The sequence below is a fragment of the Ruegeria sp. BHSC223 genome (assembly GCF_059613025.1).
Genome location: NZ_JBXWRR010000013.1, coordinates 30,980 through 48,206 on the forward strand (window position 1 = coordinate 30,980; position 17,227 = coordinate 48,206).

14 protein-coding genes are annotated in these 17,227 nt (G+C 62.9%); 5 read left to right on the forward strand and 9 right to left on the reverse strand.

The genetic code is table 11. The features are described 5' to 3' along the window. The first annotated feature begins 161 nt into the window (after positions 1-161). Positions 162-1,001 carry a universal stress protein gene (locus AC2FNY_RS16580; protein WP_496803117.1) on the forward strand — a complete coding sequence of 280 codons (840 nt, stop codon included), beginning with the start codon at positions 162-164 and terminating at the stop codon, positions 999-1,001. A gap of 12 nt (positions 1,002-1,013) precedes the next feature. Here AC2FNY_RS16580 and AC2FNY_RS16585 read toward each other — a convergent pair whose 3' ends face one another. From AC2FNY_RS16585 to glyA, 3 genes are read right to left on the reverse strand one after another with little or no spacing between them, the layout of a single operon-like run. After that, a complete protein-coding gene (locus AC2FNY_RS16585; RefSeq protein WP_496803146.1) occupies positions 1,014-2,732 on the reverse strand; it encodes an adenylate/guanylate cyclase domain-containing protein in 1,719 nt (572 codons plus the stop codon). 52 nt (positions 2,733-2,784) lie between these two features. Further along, entirely contained in the window at positions 2,785-3,039 is a 255-nt protein-coding gene (locus tag AC2FNY_RS16590) for a GlsB/YeaQ/YmgE family stress response membrane protein (RefSeq protein WP_234138783.1), read from the reverse strand. 60 nt (positions 3,040-3,099) lie between these two features. Continuing rightward, the gene (gene glyA / locus AC2FNY_RS16595) at positions 3,100-4,422 is read right to left on the reverse strand and encodes a serine hydroxymethyltransferase (RefSeq protein ID WP_496803118.1); all 1,323 of its coding nucleotides are present in this window, start codon (positions 4,420-4,422) and stop codon (positions 3,100-3,102) included. Positions 4,423-4,520: 98 nt separating this feature from the next. Here glyA and AC2FNY_RS16600 point away from each other — a divergent pair, with 98 nt between their 5' ends. Further along, positions 4,521-5,393: a LysR family transcriptional regulator gene (locus tag AC2FNY_RS16600; protein ID WP_496803119.1), complete on the forward strand. Its 873-nt coding sequence runs from the start codon at positions 4,521-4,523 to the stop codon at positions 5,391-5,393. A 72-nt stretch (positions 5,394-5,465) separates the two neighbouring features. Here AC2FNY_RS16600 and fnrL read toward each other — a convergent pair whose 3' ends face one another. Further along, on the reverse strand, positions 5,466-6,209 hold the full coding sequence (gene fnrL, locus AC2FNY_RS16605; protein WP_496803120.1) for a transcriptional regulator FnrL: 744 nt from the start codon (positions 6,207-6,209) through the stop codon (positions 5,466-5,468). A gap of 64 nt (positions 6,210-6,273) precedes the next feature. On the opposite strand from fnrL, the gene hemN reads away from it, so the two are divergent. Both hemN and AC2FNY_RS16615 read left to right on the forward strand, forming a co-directional pair. After that, a complete protein-coding gene (hemN, locus tag AC2FNY_RS16610) occupies positions 6,274-7,629 on the forward strand; it encodes an oxygen-independent coproporphyrinogen III oxidase (protein WP_496803121.1) in 1,356 nt (451 codons plus the stop codon). Positions 7,630-7,876: 247 nt separating this feature from the next. Further along, positions 7,877-9,805: an elongation factor G gene (locus tag AC2FNY_RS16615; protein WP_234163697.1), complete on the forward strand. Its 1,929-nt coding sequence runs from the start codon at positions 7,877-7,879 to the stop codon at positions 9,803-9,805. Between the two features lie 74 nt (positions 9,806-9,879). On the opposite strand, the gene AC2FNY_RS16620 is transcribed toward AC2FNY_RS16615, so the two are convergent. The 5 genes from AC2FNY_RS16620 to AC2FNY_RS16640 all read right to left on the reverse strand — a co-directional run bounded on the left by AC2FNY_RS16620 (position 9,880) and on the right by AC2FNY_RS16640 (position 16,257). Continuing rightward, the gene (locus AC2FNY_RS16620; protein ID WP_234138777.1) at positions 9,880-11,460 is read right to left on the reverse strand and encodes an ABC transporter ATP-binding protein; all 1,581 of its coding nucleotides are present in this window, start codon (positions 11,458-11,460) and stop codon (positions 9,880-9,882) included. After that, complete coding sequence (locus AC2FNY_RS16625) at positions 11,457-12,563, reverse strand: ABC transporter permease (protein WP_496803122.1); 1,107 nt, start codon at positions 12,561-12,563, stop codon at positions 11,457-11,459. Before AC2FNY_RS16625 ends, AC2FNY_RS16620 begins: the two co-directional genes overlap by 4 nt. Positions 12,564-12,566: 3 nt before the next feature. Then, positions 12,567-13,658: a microcin C ABC transporter permease YejB gene (locus AC2FNY_RS16630; RefSeq protein ID WP_234138775.1), complete on the reverse strand. Its 1,092-nt coding sequence runs from the start codon at positions 13,656-13,658 to the stop codon at positions 12,567-12,569. A 9-nt stretch (positions 13,659-13,667) separates the two neighbouring features. Then, complete coding sequence (locus AC2FNY_RS16635; RefSeq protein WP_496803123.1) at positions 13,668-15,599, reverse strand: extracellular solute-binding protein; 1,932 nt, start codon at positions 15,597-15,599, stop codon at positions 13,668-13,670. Positions 15,600-15,750: 151 nt separating this feature from the next. Further along, positions 15,751-16,257, reverse strand: a complete 507-nt coding sequence (locus tag AC2FNY_RS16640) for a c-type cytochrome (protein WP_234167662.1) — start codon at positions 16,255-16,257, stop codon at positions 15,751-15,753. Positions 16,258-16,376: 119 nt separating this feature from the next. Between AC2FNY_RS16640 and AC2FNY_RS16645 the strand changes: the two genes are divergently transcribed. Then, the gene (locus tag AC2FNY_RS16645) at positions 16,377-17,210 is read left to right on the forward strand and encodes a prephenate dehydratase (RefSeq protein ID WP_234138774.1); all 834 of its coding nucleotides are present in this window, start codon (positions 16,377-16,379) and stop codon (positions 17,208-17,210) included. The last annotated feature ends 17 nt before the right edge of the window (positions 17,211-17,227 follow it).

Genomic DNA, 17,227 nt, shown 5'->3' on the forward strand with positions numbered 1-17,227 from the left:
CTCACGCCACGCCAGACGGATTAGACTGGTCGCTTAATTGAAGAGTTGCGCAAAAACCCGCTTTGATCTGCATCAAGACGCGACCCCGAAATGTGTGAGACGCATATCTCAATTGAAACGCCCGGGCCGATCCGGGAGCAAATGCACTCACGAGGTTCATGATGGCCTATAAATCCCTGTTGACCGTTCTGACCGATCCCAAGCTCGCCCCCGCGGCCTTGGCACAATTGGTCGCCCTGGCCGAGGCTCAGGACGCCCATGCCGAGGCGCTATGCCTTGGCGTCGACCGGAGTCAGACCGGCTATTACTATGCCGGCGCCAACGCGCTGATCCTGCAAGAAACGCTGAACCGGGCCAATGCCGAGGCTGAAGAGGTGCTGAAACTGGCTCAGGATACACTGGGCAAGTCCGGCGTGCGCTGGTCCGCCGAAAGCGGTGTGGCCCAGATTGCCGATCTGGGGCGGCATGTGGCCCATCGCGCCCGTTTCTCGGACCTGGTGGTGCTGTCGCGCCCCTATGGCGAGGATCGCGGCAGCGAAGCGGAACCGATCGTCGAAGCCGCCATGTTCGAGGGGCACGCCCCGGTTCTGGTGGTGCCCGACAATGCACCGCCGCTGAAACAGCCGCGCACTGTCCTGCTGGGGTGGAACGAAAGTGTCGAGGCGATGCGTGCGATCCGGCTGGCCATGCCCTTCCTGCGGGCCGCCGATCTGGTACGGATCGTGGTAATCGACCCCCCGCGCCACGGCCCCGACCGCTCGGACCCGGGCGGCCTGCTCAGCCAGATGCTGGCCCGCCATGGCGTCAAGGTGGAAATCGACGTGCTCAGCAAGACGATGACGCGGGTGTCGGACATCCTCAATCGCCACGCCACCGACACCAGCGCCGACATGCTGGTAATGGGCGCCTATGGTCATTCGCGGTTCCGCGAGGCGATTCTCGGCGGCGCCACCCGCAACATGCTGGAACAGGCCACCGTTCCCGTTTTCATGGCGCATTGATCCGGCGCGGGGCTACTCCGGTAGCCCCACCTCTCTGAGCCAGTGCGTATTCTGCGCGGTGTGCAATGCAGTGCGAAAATACTTGTGGTGGTCCTGAAACCGGGACACCGAGAATTCGGGTGACAGGTCCAAGAGCCTGTTAGCCAGAACTTTTGCTTCGTCCATCCTGTCCAATTCGCACAGTGAACAAATCGAATGGACATAAAGCACCACGACATTGGGATTGAGCCGCAATCCCTCTTGAGCGGCCTCCAGCGCCTCTTCAAACCGTCCGGCATCCCGATGAACGGCGGCGATGGCGACAAGTGCGCGAAACCACAAAGGATCTTTGGGGTTGAGTTGACGCGCGCGCGCCGCAAGCTCCAGCACCTTGTCGCTGTCGCCCTGCAACGCTTCGAGCATCGCGAGCGAGGTCCATGCCCAGGCAAAGCTTGGACAGCCTTCACATGCTTGCCGGACCAGCCCCATGCCCCGTTCTATCTCCAGGCCAAAAAAGGCCAGTGCGTACCCAGCATAAGCTGCCACCTCGAGATCGCCCGGGGCAAGATCAAGCGCTGCATCGGCGAGCTCTCCGCCTCTGGTCCGGTCGGTCTCTTGGGCATAACCGACACGCCACGCCACGTTCAGAGTGTGGCACCACGCCCTGATCGCCATCGCCTTGGCATAGTCCGGCGAAGCCTTGATCGCTGCATCTAACAGATCGGCCGCCTTGGCCACCTGCGCCCGGTTCAGCGCGGCCAGCCCCTGCAGATAGTAATCATATGCGCTGGCATTGCCCGGCGCGCTCTGGGCAGCGCGCTGCATCTCGGCCATCTGCACGGTGGGCGCCACAGCGGCGACCACGGCGGCAGTCACCTTGTCCTGCAAATCGAATATGTCCTCGTCGGTGCCATCGAACCGCTCTGACCAGACCTGTGCACCTGATGACGTGTCGGCAAGTTGGCCACTGACCCGGATCCGGTTGCCCTGGATGCGCATGCTGCCTTCCAGAACATATTTGACCCCCAGTTCCCGGCCGATCTGTCGGACGTCCATCGGGGTGCCTTTGTAGGCAAAGGAAGAGTTCCGGGCGATCACGAACAGCCACGGAACCCGTGCCAGTGCGGAAATGATATCTTCGGTCAGGCCATCGGCAATGTACTCCGTTTCCGGATTGGCCGACCAGTTCGTCAGGGGAAGAACGGCCAGCGACGGTTTGTCGGCGATTGCGTTTACCCGTTCTACCGGCGCATCGGCCTGCTTCTGTGGCCGCCACTCGAAGAGACGGATGCTGCGCGAGATGTTCTTCAGGGCGGGCGTGCCAGCATCCTGAAAAGCCATGTCCAACCGCCCCGAGATCTCCTCGTGGACCCTGCCCGAGACAACCACGCCGCCTTCCGGCGAAAACGCCTCGATCCGGGCCGCTATGTTAACTTCCTCACCAAAGATGTCGCCATTCTCTGCCAGGATCTCACCGGAATGAACGCCAACCCGCAGATACATGCTTTCTTCTGCATCCAGCGGCGCATTTCGCTCCACCATCCGGTTCTGAATCGCTACGGCACAGCCCACTGCATCCCGGGACGAGGTGAACTCGGCTAGCAAACCGTCGCCCATAGTCTTGACCAGCCTCCCCCGGTGTAGGCCGATCACCAGTTCGATGGCATCCAGATGCCCGCGCGCCGCGCGAACAGCCAACTCCTCGTTGCGTCCGACATGGGCACTGTAACCCGCAAAATCCGCGACCAGCACGGCCGCCAACCGTCTCTCCATAGGGCGGTTTCCCCGCTTCAAGACAGAAACATCATGCCTTGCGGACCAGCCCGATCAGGAACAACAGGATCACCGCCCCGATCGTGGCATGGATAACCGATGCAATGAAACCGCCACCGACGGCAAAGCCCAAAGCGGGAAAGATCAACCCCGCAAGGAACGCGCCAACAATCCCGACGATAATGTTTCCGATCAGGCCGAATCCGCGTCCCGCCATGATCCGCCCGGACAACCACCCGGCCAGAACACCCACGATAAGCATCACGAACAGGCTTTCGAACTGCATGATCCCTGTCTCCCGAAATCTGAGGCCTCGAGCAGAGTAGAGCACGGATCACCGAACCGGTCACGACCTGATGTAATGCATCCCCTGGAACCGCGCCCGCATCTCGCGGGTGCGCAATGCGACTGCATCGGGGTCGTTACCGGTAAGTCCTTGGGTGATCAGCCAGCCCAGTTCGGCAGCATGATCGGGCGTTATCCCGCGCCGCACCAGTTCCGGCGTGCCGATCCGGAGGCCGTTCATATCCCCCGAAACCGGTGCGATAGGCAGGCCGATACCGCAAGCCAGGAACCCCGCCCGGCGCAGCATCTTCGATGCGGCCTGACCGCCCCCGAACCGCGCCGCCTCGACCGCGAACTGGTGCGAGGCGGTAGCCCCTCCTGTCCCATGGAAGACCGGCAGGCCCAGCGCCGCCAGTTCGGCGGCCAACGCCTGCGCCAGATCGACCATCGCTTGCCCATAGGCCGCGCCATGATCGACCCAGTCCAGCAGCGAGATCGCCAGCGCCGCCGATTTCGCCGCGTCGAAATTGGCGGTCATGCCGGGAAAGGCGATGGCATCCAGCCGCTCGGCAATCTCGGCCTCGTTGGTCACGATAAGCCCGCCCGCAGGCCCGCCCAGGCTCTTGTAGGTGCTCATCGTCATCAGATGCGCCCCCTCGTCCAGCGGGTTGGCCCAGACGCCACCGGCGATGATCCCGCATTGATGTGCCGCGTCGAACAGAACCTTGGCACCGACCCGGTCGGCGATCTCGCGCACGGCCGCCACCGGATGCGGAAACAGGTTCAACGAGCCGCCTACGGTAATCAGCTTGGGCCGGTGCCGCTCGGCCAGTTCGGCAAGCGCCGTCAGATCCAGGCTGTAACCATCCGCATCTACCGGCGCCTCGATGGTGCTCAGACCGTAAAGCCCCGCACAACCCGCCTTGTGATGGGTCACATGGCCGCCAATGCTGGCCGGTGGCGCGATGATCGTGTCACCGGGCCGGGTCAGCGCCATGAACCCATAGAGATTGGCCAGCGCGCCCGAGCCTACCCGGATCTCGGCATAGCGCGCGTTGAACACCTTTGCGGCCAGTTCTGCGGCGATGACCTCGATCTCTTCGATCGCCTCAAGCCCCATCTCGTATTTGTCGCCCGGATAGCCCAGCGAGGGACGGCTGCCCAATCCCCGCGCCAGCGCGGCCTCGGCGCGCGGGTTCATCACGTTGGTCGCGGGGTTCAGGTTGAAACACTCTTCGTCGTGAATCGCGCGATTTTCTTCGATCAGCGCCTCCAGTCGGGCATCGATCGACGCGCTGTCGGCGCGCGCAGTCACGTCCGCGATCTGCTGGACGCGGGTTTCGCAATGGGCGGGCACCCAGGGTCGGGCGGCAAGCTGTGGCATGGGAACCTCCGTATCTCTGCCCGCAGGATCACCAAACCACCCCTTGCGCGCAAATCAGTTTCCCGGAAAATTAGGGCCAGAAAATCTAAGGCTTTCTCATGCCCGTCGCCCCGCCCCGCCCACGCCCTCTTCCGCTGAACGCCCTGCGCGCCTTCGAGGCCGCCGCGCGACTGGGCGGTTTCGCCGCTGCCGCCGAGGAACTGGGCGTCAGTCCCGGCGCGGTCTCGGCTCAGATCAAGCAGCTCGAGGATATGCTGGGCGCGCCACTCTTCGACCGCAGCGCCCGGGGCGTCACCCTCACCGCTCTCGCGGCCGATGTTCTGCCCGATCTGACCGGCGCTTTCGACCGGCTGGCCGCGGTCAGCCATGACCTGCGCACCGGCGCCAAGCCGCAAGTGGTACATGTGGCGGCCCTGCCCTCGGTCGCCCAGCTCTGGCTATCGCCGCGCCTGCCCGGTCTGCGCGCCGCGGCCCCCGAGATCGAGATCTCGGTTACCGCGATGGAACAGCCACCCGATCTGAAACGGGCGCCCTTCGATCTTTGCCTGTTCTTTGGCGACGCTCCGGGCGAGGCGCTGGCCGCAGATACGATTACCCCCGTCTGCGCACCCGCACTGGCGCGGCGGTTGAAGCGGCCCGAGGATCTGCGCCACCTGCCCTGTCTCATCGACACCACATGGCATGGCGACTGGTCGCTCTGGATGGCGGCTGCGCTACCCGGCCAGACCTTTGTGCCGCGCGGCCCCGAATTCTCGCTCTATGCGCTGGCGGTCGAGGAAACGGTGAACGGGGCCGGGGTACTGATGGGGCACGAGGCATTGGTTGCACCCTATCTGGCGCGCGGCCAACTTGTGGCACCCTTTTCCACCCGGATTACTCTGTCGCACGCCTTGCGACTCTGGGCCCCGCGGCCGCTGGCGCCCGGCTCAGCCGCCCGGCGCGTGGCCGACTGGCTGCGGCGCCAGAGGTGAGCCGCGGCCCACCCCCTTCATTTCGCCATAAATACTCCGGAGCGCGAGGCAGAGCCTCGCAAATACCCGGTCTCAGACCAGGAACCCGCCATCGGTGTCATCGCCCGCTTCCTCCATCAACCGGCCCATGTCCGGGATGGTGACGTGGCGCTTGCCTTCCAGGTGAATCACCCCGTCCTTTTTCAGCGCCGAGATCTGGCGGCTCACCGTTTCCAGCGTCAGACCCAGATAGTCGGCCATCGCCTCGCGGGTCAGCGGCAGGTCGAACACCATCGGCCCGCTCATGCCCCGCTTGGTCAGCGAGGCATCACGGCGGGCGATGATCGACAACAGGCTGGCGATCTTCTCGCGCGCGGTCTTGCGGCCCAGCACCAGCATCCATTCGCGCGCGGCATCCAGCTCGTCCAGCGTCATTTCCAGCAGCCGATGCGCGATATGCGGGGTGCGCGCCATCAGCTCTTCGAACGGTTTCTTGCGGAAACAGCACATGACCAGATCCGTGGTCGCCACCACATCATAAGGCGCACCGTCGCGCCCTGGGCGGCCGACGAAATCCGACGGCAACAGCAGCCCCACCATCTGAGTGCGGCCATCCTCCATCGTCTGGGTCAGCGTGGCGATGCCGGAAACGACGGACCCAACGAAACTCATCTGATCGCCTGACCAGATCACGGTCTGCCCGGCCTCGAAGCTGCGATAGTACTTGATCTCCTCAAGCTCTTCCAACTCGTCCGTGTCGCAATGCGCGCATACGGCGCGATGCCGGATCGGGCAATCGTCACAGTTGGAATGGCAAAGCTGAGGCTGGGTGCTCATGGAATTCGGCCCTACTTGATCTGAGTCAAGGTCCTTCACGGACCGCTCTCATAACGGTACTCGCATGATAGCGAAATCACAATTGGCCCGGCTCGGACTTTTTGACGCGAAAGTGCCGAGATATACGAGCTACCCGACCGCCCCCCATTTCAGCAATGACGTGGGGCCTGATCGTTTCGGTGACTGGATTTCGGGAATCGCTCCGGGCAGCGCGATTTCGCTATACGTGCATGTGCCCTTCTGCCGAAGGCTGTGCTGGTTCTGTGCCTGCCGCACCCAGGGCACCCAGACCGACAATCCGGTCATCGCCTATGTGGACACGCTCAAGGCGGAATTGGCCCTATTGGGCGAGCGCCTGCCCGAGGGCGTGCACCTGTCACGCCTGCATTGGGGCGGCGGCACGCCGACCCTGCTCAACCCCGACCTGATGCGCGATCTGGCGCGCAGCATCTTCGACGCGGTGCCGCTGGGCCCCGAGGCCGAATTCTCGGTCGAGATCGACCCCAACGAGATAGACCCGGCCCGGCTGGATGCGCTGGCAGAGGCGGGGATGAATCGCGCCTCGATCGGGGTGCAGGATTTCGACGACGAGATCCAGAAAACCATCGGCCGCATTCAGGGCTATGACGTCACCCGCGACGCGGTCGAGATGATTCGCGCTCGCGGCATCTATAGCCTGAACGCAGATATCCTTTATGGCCTGCCCCATCAGACCCGCGCGCGCATGACCGAAAGCGTGCAGAAGCTCTTGTCCCTCAACCCGGACCGGATCGCTCTCTACGGCTATGCCCACGTACCTTGGATGGCCAAGCGGCAGCAGTTGATTCCCTCGGACGCGCTGCCGACGCCGGAACAGCGGCTCGACCTGTTCGATACCGCGCGGCGCCTTTTCATGTGGGACAATTACGCCGAGATCGGCATCGACCATTTCGCCACCCAGGACGATGGTCTGACCCGCGCGCTGAAGGCGGGCAAGCTGCGCCGAAATTTCCAAGGATATACCGACGATCAGGCCGACGTGCTGATCGGCGTGGGTGCCAGTTCGATCTCGCGATTCCCACAGGGTTACGCGCAGAACGCACCGGCCACCTCTGCCCATACCGGCGCCATCCGGGCCGGGCGCTTTTCAACCGCGCGCGGCCACCTGTTCAAGGGGCAGGACGTGATGCGCGCCCGCCTGATCGAGGCGCTGATGTGCGATTTCCGCATCGACCGGGCGGAGATCCTGCGCGATCACGAGATCTCCGCCGACGAGCTGGATCAAATGTTCCGCACAGCCAACGAGGCGTTCGATGGCCTGCTGCGCGTCACCTCGGACGGGCTGTTCATCCCGCAAGAGGCGCGGACGCTGACCCGGATGGTGGCGCGGGTATTCGACGCCTATGACCTCAGCAAGGCCGGACACAGCTCGGCGATCTGACAGACCCGCACCAGCGCCGGTTTCCCGCCCATGCGCACCAAAGGGCTTGACGGCCAAGTGCCGGATTTCACACACTCGGGACAGGGCGGGTTGCCCTGCACCCGGCAAGGATTGCGCCGGTCAGCGTGGCGCCCTTGCCCCCGAGGCAGGCTATTGATGCACGACAGGCATGCGATGCGAGGGCATCCGCTGGAACCCCGATTTCGCAGCAGATGACAGGATTGCAACAAGAAAAGGGATAGCCTCCATGCGCGTATTCACCGTTCTCGGACCGAGCCAATCCGGCAAGTCCACGCTGGTCGAGGCCATCAGTCGCCTCGACAGCCGCCCGACCACATTCGACCTGTCCGAAACCGTGCATCTGCACGGTTTTTCTTATTTGGAGGAACCCTGGTGCGCAATCGACGTGGATGGTGGCAGCGATGCGCTGGCCTTTGCCGGGCCGGCCATGGCGATCTCGGACGCGGCCGTGATCGTGGTGCCACCCGACCCCGAGGCGGCGGTGCTGTGCGCACCCTACCTGCGGCTTGTCGAAGAGGCCGGCATCCCGGCCTTTCTGTTCATCAACCGGCTGGACAACCCCAATGGCCGCATCCGCGACATCGTCGCGGCGCTTCAGGCCTATTGCACCCATCACATCGCCCTGCGCCAGGTGCCGATCCGCGAGGGCGATCAGGTGGTGGGCGCGGTGGACCTGATCTCGGAGCGGGCCTGGAAATACCGCGAGGGCGAGCCCTCGGCCCTGATCGAACTGCCCGCTGCGGCGGTGGAGCGTGAACAGGAAGCGCGCGCCGAATTGCTCGAGGCGCTGTCGGATTTCGACGATCATCTTCTCGAACAGCTGATCGAGGACCGCCAGCCGCCCAGTGCCGAGGTATATGACCTGGCGGCCCGAGTGTCGCAGAATCACCAGTTGATCCCGGCCTATCTGGGCGCGGCGAGCCATGGCAACGGGCTGACCCGGATGATGAAGGCACTGCGCCACGAGGCCCCCGAATTCGATATTGCCGCCGGTCGCGATGCAGCCAGCGAACAGGCGCGCGCCATCGCGGGATTTGCCGATGTGCGCAAGCACATGGGCAAGATCGTGGTGCTGCGCGGCCTTGGCGACGGGGTAAAGGCGCATGAGGCCTTGGGCGGCGACACCGTCGGTAGCCTCATGGAACTGGACGCGCGCAGCCAAATCGGCGCGCTGGCGGCCGGGCAGATCGGATTGGCGGTGAAATCCGACCACCTGAGCCCGGGACATATCTATGACAGCGCCGGGGCAACCGACCTGCCCGACTGGGCGCGCAGCCATCCGCCTGGCCATCGCCAATTGGTCAGCCCGGCGCATGAACGCGACGACGCCCGCCTGTCCACTGCGCTGGCCCGAATGAACGAGATCGACCCGGGCCTACATGTTTCGTCCGACGACGCCACCGGCCATGCGGTGCTGGGCTGTCAGGGACCACAGCACCTGCGCCGGATCGCAACCAAGCTGGCCGAGGACTTTGGCGTCGAGATCACCTCGGAACCGGTGGCGACGGCCTATCGCGAGACGATCCAGAAACCTGTTGAACACCATTATCGCCATCGCAAGCAATCCGGCGGCGCCGGGCAATTCGCCGATGTGCTGCTGACGGTCGAGCCGCTGCCGCGCGGGGCCGGGTTCCAATTCGACGAGGTGGTCAAAGGCGGCGCGGTGCCCAAGACCTATATTCCCTCGGTTGCGCAGGGGGCGGAAGAGGCGCTGGCGCGCGGTCCAGAGGGTTTCCCGGTAGTTGATGTGAAGGTGACACTGAAAGATGGCAAACATCACGCGGTAGACAGTTCCGATTACGCCTTCCGCACCGCCGGCAAGGCGGCGGTGCGCGAGGCGTTGCCGCAGGCGAAACCGGTGGTACTGCAACCGATCCTGCGGGCCGAAATACACGTGCCGTCGATGTTTGTGGGAGATCTGGTGCCCGCGATCAGCGGGCTCCAGGGCCAGGTTCTGGGGTTCGAGGCGCATCCCACGGCCGCAGGCTGGGAAATCTTCAACGCCCTGCTGCCAGCAGTCGCAGAGGACGAGCTGCACCGGATGCTGGCCAGTTCCAGCCGGGGCACCGGCTGGGTCAGGTTGAGCTTCGATCATTACGAGGAATTGCGCGGCCCGGTCCCGAAACCGTCCCGCGAAACCGCAGCCGCAGGCTGATCGGAATTCTGCAAGAATTCCGGCCCGGAAAACACCTGTTTTCCGGGCCGTTTTCCGTGTCGGAAAACGGCGACCTACCCTGCCGCCGCGATCAGGCTGCGGGTATAGTCGGTCTGTGCGTTGGTGAACAGCGCCTCGGTCTCGCCCATTTCGATCACGTCGCCCTGACGCATCACGATCACCTTGTGCGACATCGCCCGCACCACCTTCAGGTCATGACTGATGAACAGATAGGCCAGACCGTATTTGCGCTGCAACTCGCGCAGCAGCGCCACGATCTGCACCTGCACCGTCATGTCCAGTGCCGAGGTGGGCTCATCCAGCACCAGCAACCTGGGCCGCAGCACCATGGCCCGTGCGATAGCGATACGCTGCCGTTGACCGCCCGAGAACTCATGCGGATAGCGGTCCATCGTTGCCGGGTCCAGCCCCACTTCCCGCATCACTTCGGCCACCAGCTCGCGCGGCGCACGATGGGGGTCGACCTTGTGAATCGCCAACCCCTCCGAGATGATCTGGGCGCAGGTCATCCGTGGGCTCAGACTGCCGAATGGATCCTGGAACACGATCTGCATGTCCTTGCGAAGCCGGCGCAGCTCGCGCGTGGACCAGCCGCGCACATCCTCGCCGCGAAAGGTGATGCCGCCCTCGGAGCCGATCAGCCGCATGATCGCCAGCGCCAGCGTGGTCTTGCCCGACCCGCTTTCGCCCACGATACCGAGCGTCTCACCCGCCCGCACCGAAATCGAGGCGTCGTTCACCGCCTTCACATGCCCCACCGTGCGTCGCAGGAAACCGCGCTGTATCGGGAACCAGACCCGCAGGTGATCGGTGCGCGCCACCTCTTCGGCTCCGGCCGGCACAGGGTCAGGTCGGCCCTTGGGTTCGGCCGCCAAAAGCTTGCGTGTATACGGATGCCGGGGATTGGCAAAAATCTCTTCGGTCCTGCCGCTCTCGACGATCTCTCCCGCCTTCATCACGCAGACCCGGTCGGCGATCCGCCGCACGATACCCAGATCATGGGTGATGAACAGCATCCCCATGTTCTCCTCGCGCTGGAGATCGGCCAGCAATTCGAGTATCTGCGCCTGGATGGTCACATCCAGCGCCGTGGTCGGTTCGTCCGCGATCAGGATGTCGGGTTTGTTGGCCAGCGCCATGGCGATCATGACCCTTTGCCGCTGCCCGCCGCTCAGCTGGTGCGGATAGGCGTCGAGCCGGGTTTCCGGGTCGCGGATGCCGACCTTGACCAGCAACTCCAGAATGCGCTCTTGTGCCGCCTCGCCCACCAGACCCTGATGCAAGGCCAGCGATTCCGCCATCTGCTTGCGGATCGTGTGCAGCGGGTTGAGCGAGGTCATCGGCTCCTGAAAGATAAAGCTTATGTCGTTGCCGCGCACATCCATCAGCCGCTGCTCACTGGCGCCGATCATCTCTTGCCCGTCGTAGGTGACCGAGCCTTCGACAATCGCGCTGTCACCCAAGAGAGAAACGGTGGACAGCGCCGAGACCGACTTGCCCGAGCCACTTTCACCGACCAGCGCAACGGTTTCGCCCCGGTTCACCGTGAAGGACACGCCGCGCACCGCCTGGCTGATCCGCCCATCCTGACGGAACGAGACATTCAGCCCTTTGACCTCGAGAAGCGCACTCATGAAAAGGTCTTTCTGGGGTCGAATGCATCGCGTACGCCTTCGAAGATGAAGACCAGCAGCGACAGCATGATGGCAAAGGTGAAAAACGCGGTAAAGGCCAGCCAGGGCGCTTGCAGGTTCTGCTTGGCCTGCAAGGTCAGCTCGCCCAGCGATGGGGCCGAGGAGGGCAGGCCAAAGCCCAGAAAATCGAGCGAGGCCAGCCCGCCGATGGACCCCGTAACCAGGAATGGCAGGATGGTAACCGTCGCCACCATCGCGTTGGGCAGCATGTGGCGAAACATGATGGTCCAGTCGCTGACACCCAGCGCCCGCGCCGCGCGCACATATTCCAGGTTTCGGGCGCGCAGGAACTCGGCCCGGACCACGCCCACCAACGCGGTCCAGCCAAACAGGATCGAGATGATGACCAGCATCCAGAAACTGCGCTGAAAGATCGAGAACATGATGATGATCACGTAAAGGCCCGGCGTGGCGCCCCAGATCTCGATCACCCGCTGCATGATCAGGTCGGTACGACCGCCAAAGAACCCCTGTATCGCGCCCGCGATCACCCCGATGATCGAGGCGGCGAACGTCACGATCAGTGCAAACAGGATCGACAGGCGGAAGCCGTAGATCACCCGCGCCAGCACGTCGCGCTTGGTGTCGTCGGTGCCCAGCAGGTTCTGCTCGTTCGGGGGCAATGGGGCGGCGCCGGGGCGGTCGACCGAGGTGCGATAGGAATAGGGGATCGGCGGCCAGATGGCCCAGCCCTGTTCGAACCCTTCCGCCTGATAGCTGCCCGCCTCGATCTGTTCGATCACCCCTTCGGGATCGTCGAAACAGTCTTCGACGCCGCCGCTGGCGATCAGACATCTCACCTCGGGGTCGCGATAGATCGCCTCGGTCTGGAAATCGCCACCAAAGGCGGTTTCGGGGTAGAAAGAGAAGATCGGCATCCGCAACTCACCGCGATAACTGACGAGGATCGGCTTGTCATTGGCAAGGAACTCGGCAAAGAGCGAAATCCCGAACAGGACCGAAAACACGATCAGCGACCAGAAGGCGCGGCGGTTCCGGCAAAAGTTGTTCCAGCGGCGCTGGTTCAGAGGCGACAGGCGCATGGCTCAGCCCTCCCGCCGCTCAAAGTCGATGCGGGGATCGACCAAAACATAGGTCAGGTCCGACAGAATCCCGACCAAGAGGCCAATCAGGCCGAACACGAAGAGTGTTCCGAACATCACCGGATAATCACGCGCCACCGTGGCCTCGAACCCCAGTCTGCCAAGACCGTCGAGCGAGAAGATTGTCTCGATGATCAGCGAGCCGCCCAGAAAGACCGACAGAAACACGCCCGGAAAGCCCGAGATCACGATCAGCATCGCATTGCGGAACACGTGGCCATAGAGAACCCGGCTTTCGCTCAGCCCCTTGGCGCGGGCGGTGATCACGTATTGCTTCTTTATCTCGTCCAGAAAGCTGTTCTTGGTCAGCAGCGTCAGCGTGGTAAAGGCGCCGATGGTATAGGCGGTCAGCGGCAGGGCGATATGCCAGAAATAATCCAGCACCTTGCCCAGCAAAGACAGCTCCGAGAAATTGTCCGAGGTGAGGCCCCTCAGCGGAAAGATCTGCCAATAGCTGCCCCCGGCAAACAGAACCAAAAGCAGGATGGCGAACAGGAACCCGGGGATCGCATAGGCCGCGATGATCAGCCCGCTGGTCCAGGTGTCAAAACGCGAGCCATCGCGCACCGCCTTGCGGATGCCCAAGGGGATCGAGATCGCATAGGCAATCAGCGTCGACCACAGGCCCAGCGTGATCGACACCGGCATCTTCTCCAAAACCAGGTCGACAACGTCGATCTTGCGGAAATAGCTTTCGCCGAAATCCAGATGCAGATAGTTCCAAAGCATCAGCAGGAACCGTTCGTGCGCCGGCTTGTCGAGCCCGTAAAGCTCTTCCAATTCCTTGATGAATTCCGGCGGCAGGCCACGTGCACCGATATAGCGGTCGTTCACCGCGTTGGTCTGGCTGTTCAACTGCGCATCGTTGCCTTGGCCTGCAAAACCTTCGAATACATCGCCACCGCCCTGCAACTGTGCGATGGCCTGATCCACCGGGCCACCCGGCACGAATTGCACCAGCACGAAATTGACCAGCATGATCCCAAGCAGCGTCGGGATCACCAGCAGCAATCGTCTGAGGATATAGGCACCCATCGAGACCGGTTACCTCAACGCGCCCGAAGATTTCAGCGCTGCTGCACGGTCAGAATCGATCCACCACAAATCCTCGACCCCCAGCGCATAGGGAGGCAGGTTCTCGGGATAGGAATACTTGTCCCAATAAGCCACCCAGTATTTGCCCAGGTACCATGTCGGCACCATGATCCGCTTGGCCCGCAAGACGCGATCGAGCGCGCGCACGTTGGCCTGCAACTCTTCGGTGGTCGACGCTGCGACGATTCCGTCGATCAGCGGCTCGATATCCGGCCCATGGACGCCCGAAGGGTTGAACACGGAATAGGCCGCCGCCTCGCTTCCGAATTGCTGATAGAGCCCGGTCGACGGTTGCAGCGACATCGGGTAGCCGCCCATGATCATGTCGAAATCGCGGTCGCGCCGCCGCAGGGTGAATTGCGCATCGTCGACGCGGTTGTACCGGGCGTCGATGCCCATGACCTTGAGGTTATCGACAAAGGGCTGAATGATCCTGTCAAGCGTCGGTTCATCCGACAGGAACTCGATCCTCAGCGTTTCGCCCGCCGCATTACGCCGGATACCATCGCTGCCGACGGCCCAGCCCGCCTCATCCAACAGCTTCATCGCGCGGCGCAGGTTCTTGCGGTCGTTCTGACGGTCTGGGCTGGAACTATGGGCGCTGACCGGCTCTTCACTCAGAACCGCTGGATCGAGGGCGTCGCCCAGCGCCTCAAGCACCTCGCGCTCGCGGCCTTGGGGCAGCCCGGTCGCCTCCAGCGGCGTGCCCTGCCAGAAGGAATGGCGCTGCTGGAACAGACCATATTGCAGGCTGTCATTGGTCCATTCAAAGTTGAACGCCAACTGCACCGCCGCGCGTACGCGGATATCCTGGAACTGCGGCCGGTCCATGTTGATCACGAAACCGCTGGCACTGGGCACGTCGCCATCCAACAGTTCTGCCTTGACCACATGTCCCTTTTCGATGGCCGGAAAGTCATAGGCGGTGGCCCAGCTTTTCGAGTTGTTCTCCTGCCGCAGCGTGTAGTTCCCCGCCTTGAACCCCTCCATCGCGGCGATGGTGTCGGTGTAATACTCGATCCGGATACTGTCGTAGTTGTTGCGCCCGACATTCACGTTCAGATGCGCCCCCCAGTAATCGGGATTGCGGCGATATGTGATGCGCCGGTTGATGTCGAAGCTGTCCAGCACATAGGGCGCCGATCCGATGCCCTGCTCCAGACGCGGTTCGTCCAGACGGCGTTTCTCGGGGTCGGCCATGAACCAGGCCTTGGAAAAGATCGGCGTACCCCCTACCTGGGTGATCAGCGCACGGCGCGGGATGTCCGGGGCGAAATGGAATTTGACACGGTGATCATCCAGCGCCTCGGCCTTGGGAATGCGTTTCCTGACTGCCTCGGCATAGGATTTCAGCCCTTGCTCCAGCAGCAATTCGTGGCTGAACACCACATCTTCGGCGGTGATCGGCGTGCCATCGGAAAACCGCGCCTCGGGCCGAATGTTGAAAATCACCCAATCTTGGCTTTCGGGGTATTCCAGGCTTTCGGCTACCAAACCGTAGTAGGAAGCCGGTTCATCATATGACGGCGTCAGCAGAGATTCGTACTGGTCCGCCGATCGCGCCGCCGCCCGTCCCTTGCGGGTGAACGGGTTGAGGTTGTCGAAGGTCCCGATCGCGGCATAACTCAGTTCGCCGCCCTTTGGCGCATCAGGATTCACATAGTCGAAATGTGCGAACCCCGTGGGGTATTTGAGATCGCCGAATTCAGAGAACCCGTGGCTCTTGATGATCGTCTCTTCGGCGCGCGCAAGTCCAGCCAGCGCCAGCAGGACGATCCCTGCGACCAGCAGCATCACACCGGGCCGGATATCCAATGCTTTGGCACGGGTGGCGGCGCGCGGGCGTATAGTCAAGGCTCTTCCTCCGGGTTGGGTTGGCATATCCACCAATCTTGTTGCCGTTAGCTAATGGTCCAGCGTGGGGAGTTGCAAGTTTAGAATAGGTGAAGCAATCGTGAAGTCACCCCGACCGACGAAAAAGGCCGCTGCACGGGGCAGCGGCCTTTGGTCAAAACCGGTCTGTGTCAAGCGATCAGTTCGAAACGCTCTGCAGATAGGCAATCAGGTCAACCCGGTCGCCCTGTTTCTTGAGGCCCGAGAAGCTCATCGAGGTGCCCGGAACCGCCGCCGAAGGCTTGGCCAGGAATTCATTCAGCGCCTCGGGCGTCCAGTCTCCGCCGTGACCCTGCATCGCGCCGGAATAGCCAAAGCCGGCAACCGAGGCGACCGCACGGCCAACCACGCCATCCAGATGCGGGCCGGTGGCGTCTTCGCCATTGACCTTGTGGCAGGCGGCGCATTTCTTGAACACTTTTTCGCCCTTGGCGGCATCCGCCGAGGCCATCAGCTCTTCAAAGCTGACGGTTTCTTCTTCACCGGAGGCCTCTTCGGCTTCGGCTACTTCGATTGCATAGGCGGGCTCGTCGCCGTGGCCACCAACATGATAGACCGTCTCGGCCGCCCACTTGGCGAGAAGAAGCGCCAGGAAAGCGCCGAACAGGCCGGCAGCGGCCTTGGTAACTGTCATCGTGTCGAACATTGATCGCGAGTCCATTTCAGCTGTCTGGGCGGCTGTCTAAGGCTTCCCCTCGCAAGAGGCAAGGTATAGACACCGCGACCAAACGCCCAAAATGTAACTTGTTGCACGGAAACGACCCCATGACCCATCGCATCGCCTTTCAGGGAGAGCCCGGCGCCTATAGTCACGAGGCCTGTCGCAATGCGCGCCCGGACATGGAGGCGCTGCCCTGCCGCACCTTCGAGGACGTGATCGACGCGGTGCGCCGGGGCGAGGCCGAGCTGGCGATGCTGCCGGTCGAGAACACCACCTATGGCCGGGTCGCCGATATCCACCGCCTGCTACCCCATAGCGGGCTGCATATCATCGACGAGGCCTTTGTTCGCGTGCACATCAACCTGCTGGGTGTGCCGGGCGCGACACTGGATGATATCCGCGACGCCCATTCTCATCTGGTTCTGCTTCCGCAATGTGCGGGCTTTCTGAAACAGCACGGCATCACCGGCCGGGTCAGCCCAGACAACGCCCGCGCCGCGCGCGAAGTGGCCGAACGCGGCGACAAGACCCACGCGGCACTGGCCAGCGAACTGGCAGGCGAAATCTATGGGTTGAACGTGCTTGCCCGCCATATCGAGGATACCGACAACAACACAACGCGTTTCCTGGTGATGTCGCGCGAGACAGACGATTCGCGCCGCGGTGATTTCGGCATGATCACCAGTTTCGTGTTCGAAGTGCGCAGCATTCCCGCCGCCCTGTACAAGGCGCTGGGAGGATTTGCCACCAATGGCGTCAACATGACCAAGCTGGAAAGCTACATGCTGGATGGCTCGTTCTCGGCCACGCAGTTCTATGCCGATATCGTCGGTCACCCCGAGGACGACAATGTGCGCCTCGCGATGGACGAGCTGAACCATTTCACCAACAATGTCGAAATCCTGGGCGTTTATCCCGCTGCCCGGCCCCGCAGCTGAAACGACCGCCTGACTGT

Bases quoted from the DNA above. Each gene is read 5' to 3' on its own strand.
- AC2FNY_RS16580 (WP_496803117.1), top strand. From the start codon at position 162: ATGGCCTATAAATCCCTGTTGACCGTTCTGACCGATCCCAAGCTCGCC.
- AC2FNY_RS16590 (WP_234138783.1), bottom strand. From the start codon at position 3,039: ATGCAGTTCGAAAGCCTGTTCGTGATGCTTATCGTGGGTGTTCTGGCC.
- glyA (WP_496803118.1), bottom strand. From the start codon at position 4,422: ATGCCACAGCTTGCCGCCCGACCCTGGGTGCCCGCCCATTGCGAAACC.
- AC2FNY_RS16600 (WP_496803119.1), top strand. From the start codon at position 4,521: ATGCCCGTCGCCCCGCCCCGCCCACGCCCTCTTCCGCTGAACGCCCTG.
- fnrL (WP_496803120.1), bottom strand. From the start codon at position 6,209: ATGAGCACCCAGCCTCAGCTTTGCCATTCCAACTGTGACGATTGCCCG.
- hemN (WP_496803121.1), top strand. From the start codon at position 6,274: ATGATAGCGAAATCACAATTGGCCCGGCTCGGACTTTTTGACGCGAAA.
- AC2FNY_RS16615 (WP_234163697.1), top strand. From the start codon at position 7,877: ATGCGCGTATTCACCGTTCTCGGACCGAGCCAATCCGGCAAGTCCACG.
- AC2FNY_RS16620 (WP_234138777.1), bottom strand. From the start codon at position 11,460: ATGAGTGCGCTTCTCGAGGTCAAAGGGCTGAATGTCTCGTTCCGTCAG.
- AC2FNY_RS16625 (WP_496803122.1), bottom strand. From the start codon at position 12,563: ATGCGCCTGTCGCCTCTGAACCAGCGCCGCTGGAACAACTTTTGCCGG.
- AC2FNY_RS16630 (WP_234138775.1), bottom strand. From the start codon at position 13,658: ATGGGTGCCTATATCCTCAGACGATTGCTGCTGGTGATCCCGACGCTG.
- AC2FNY_RS16635 (WP_496803123.1), bottom strand. From the start codon at position 15,599: ATGCCAACCCAACCCGGAGGAAGAGCCTTGACTATACGCCCGCGCGCC.
- AC2FNY_RS16640 (WP_234167662.1), bottom strand. From the start codon at position 16,257: ATGTTCGACACGATGACAGTTACCAAGGCCGCTGCCGGCCTGTTCGGC.
- AC2FNY_RS16645 (WP_234138774.1), top strand. From the start codon at position 16,377: ATGACCCATCGCATCGCCTTTCAGGGAGAGCCCGGCGCCTATAGTCAC.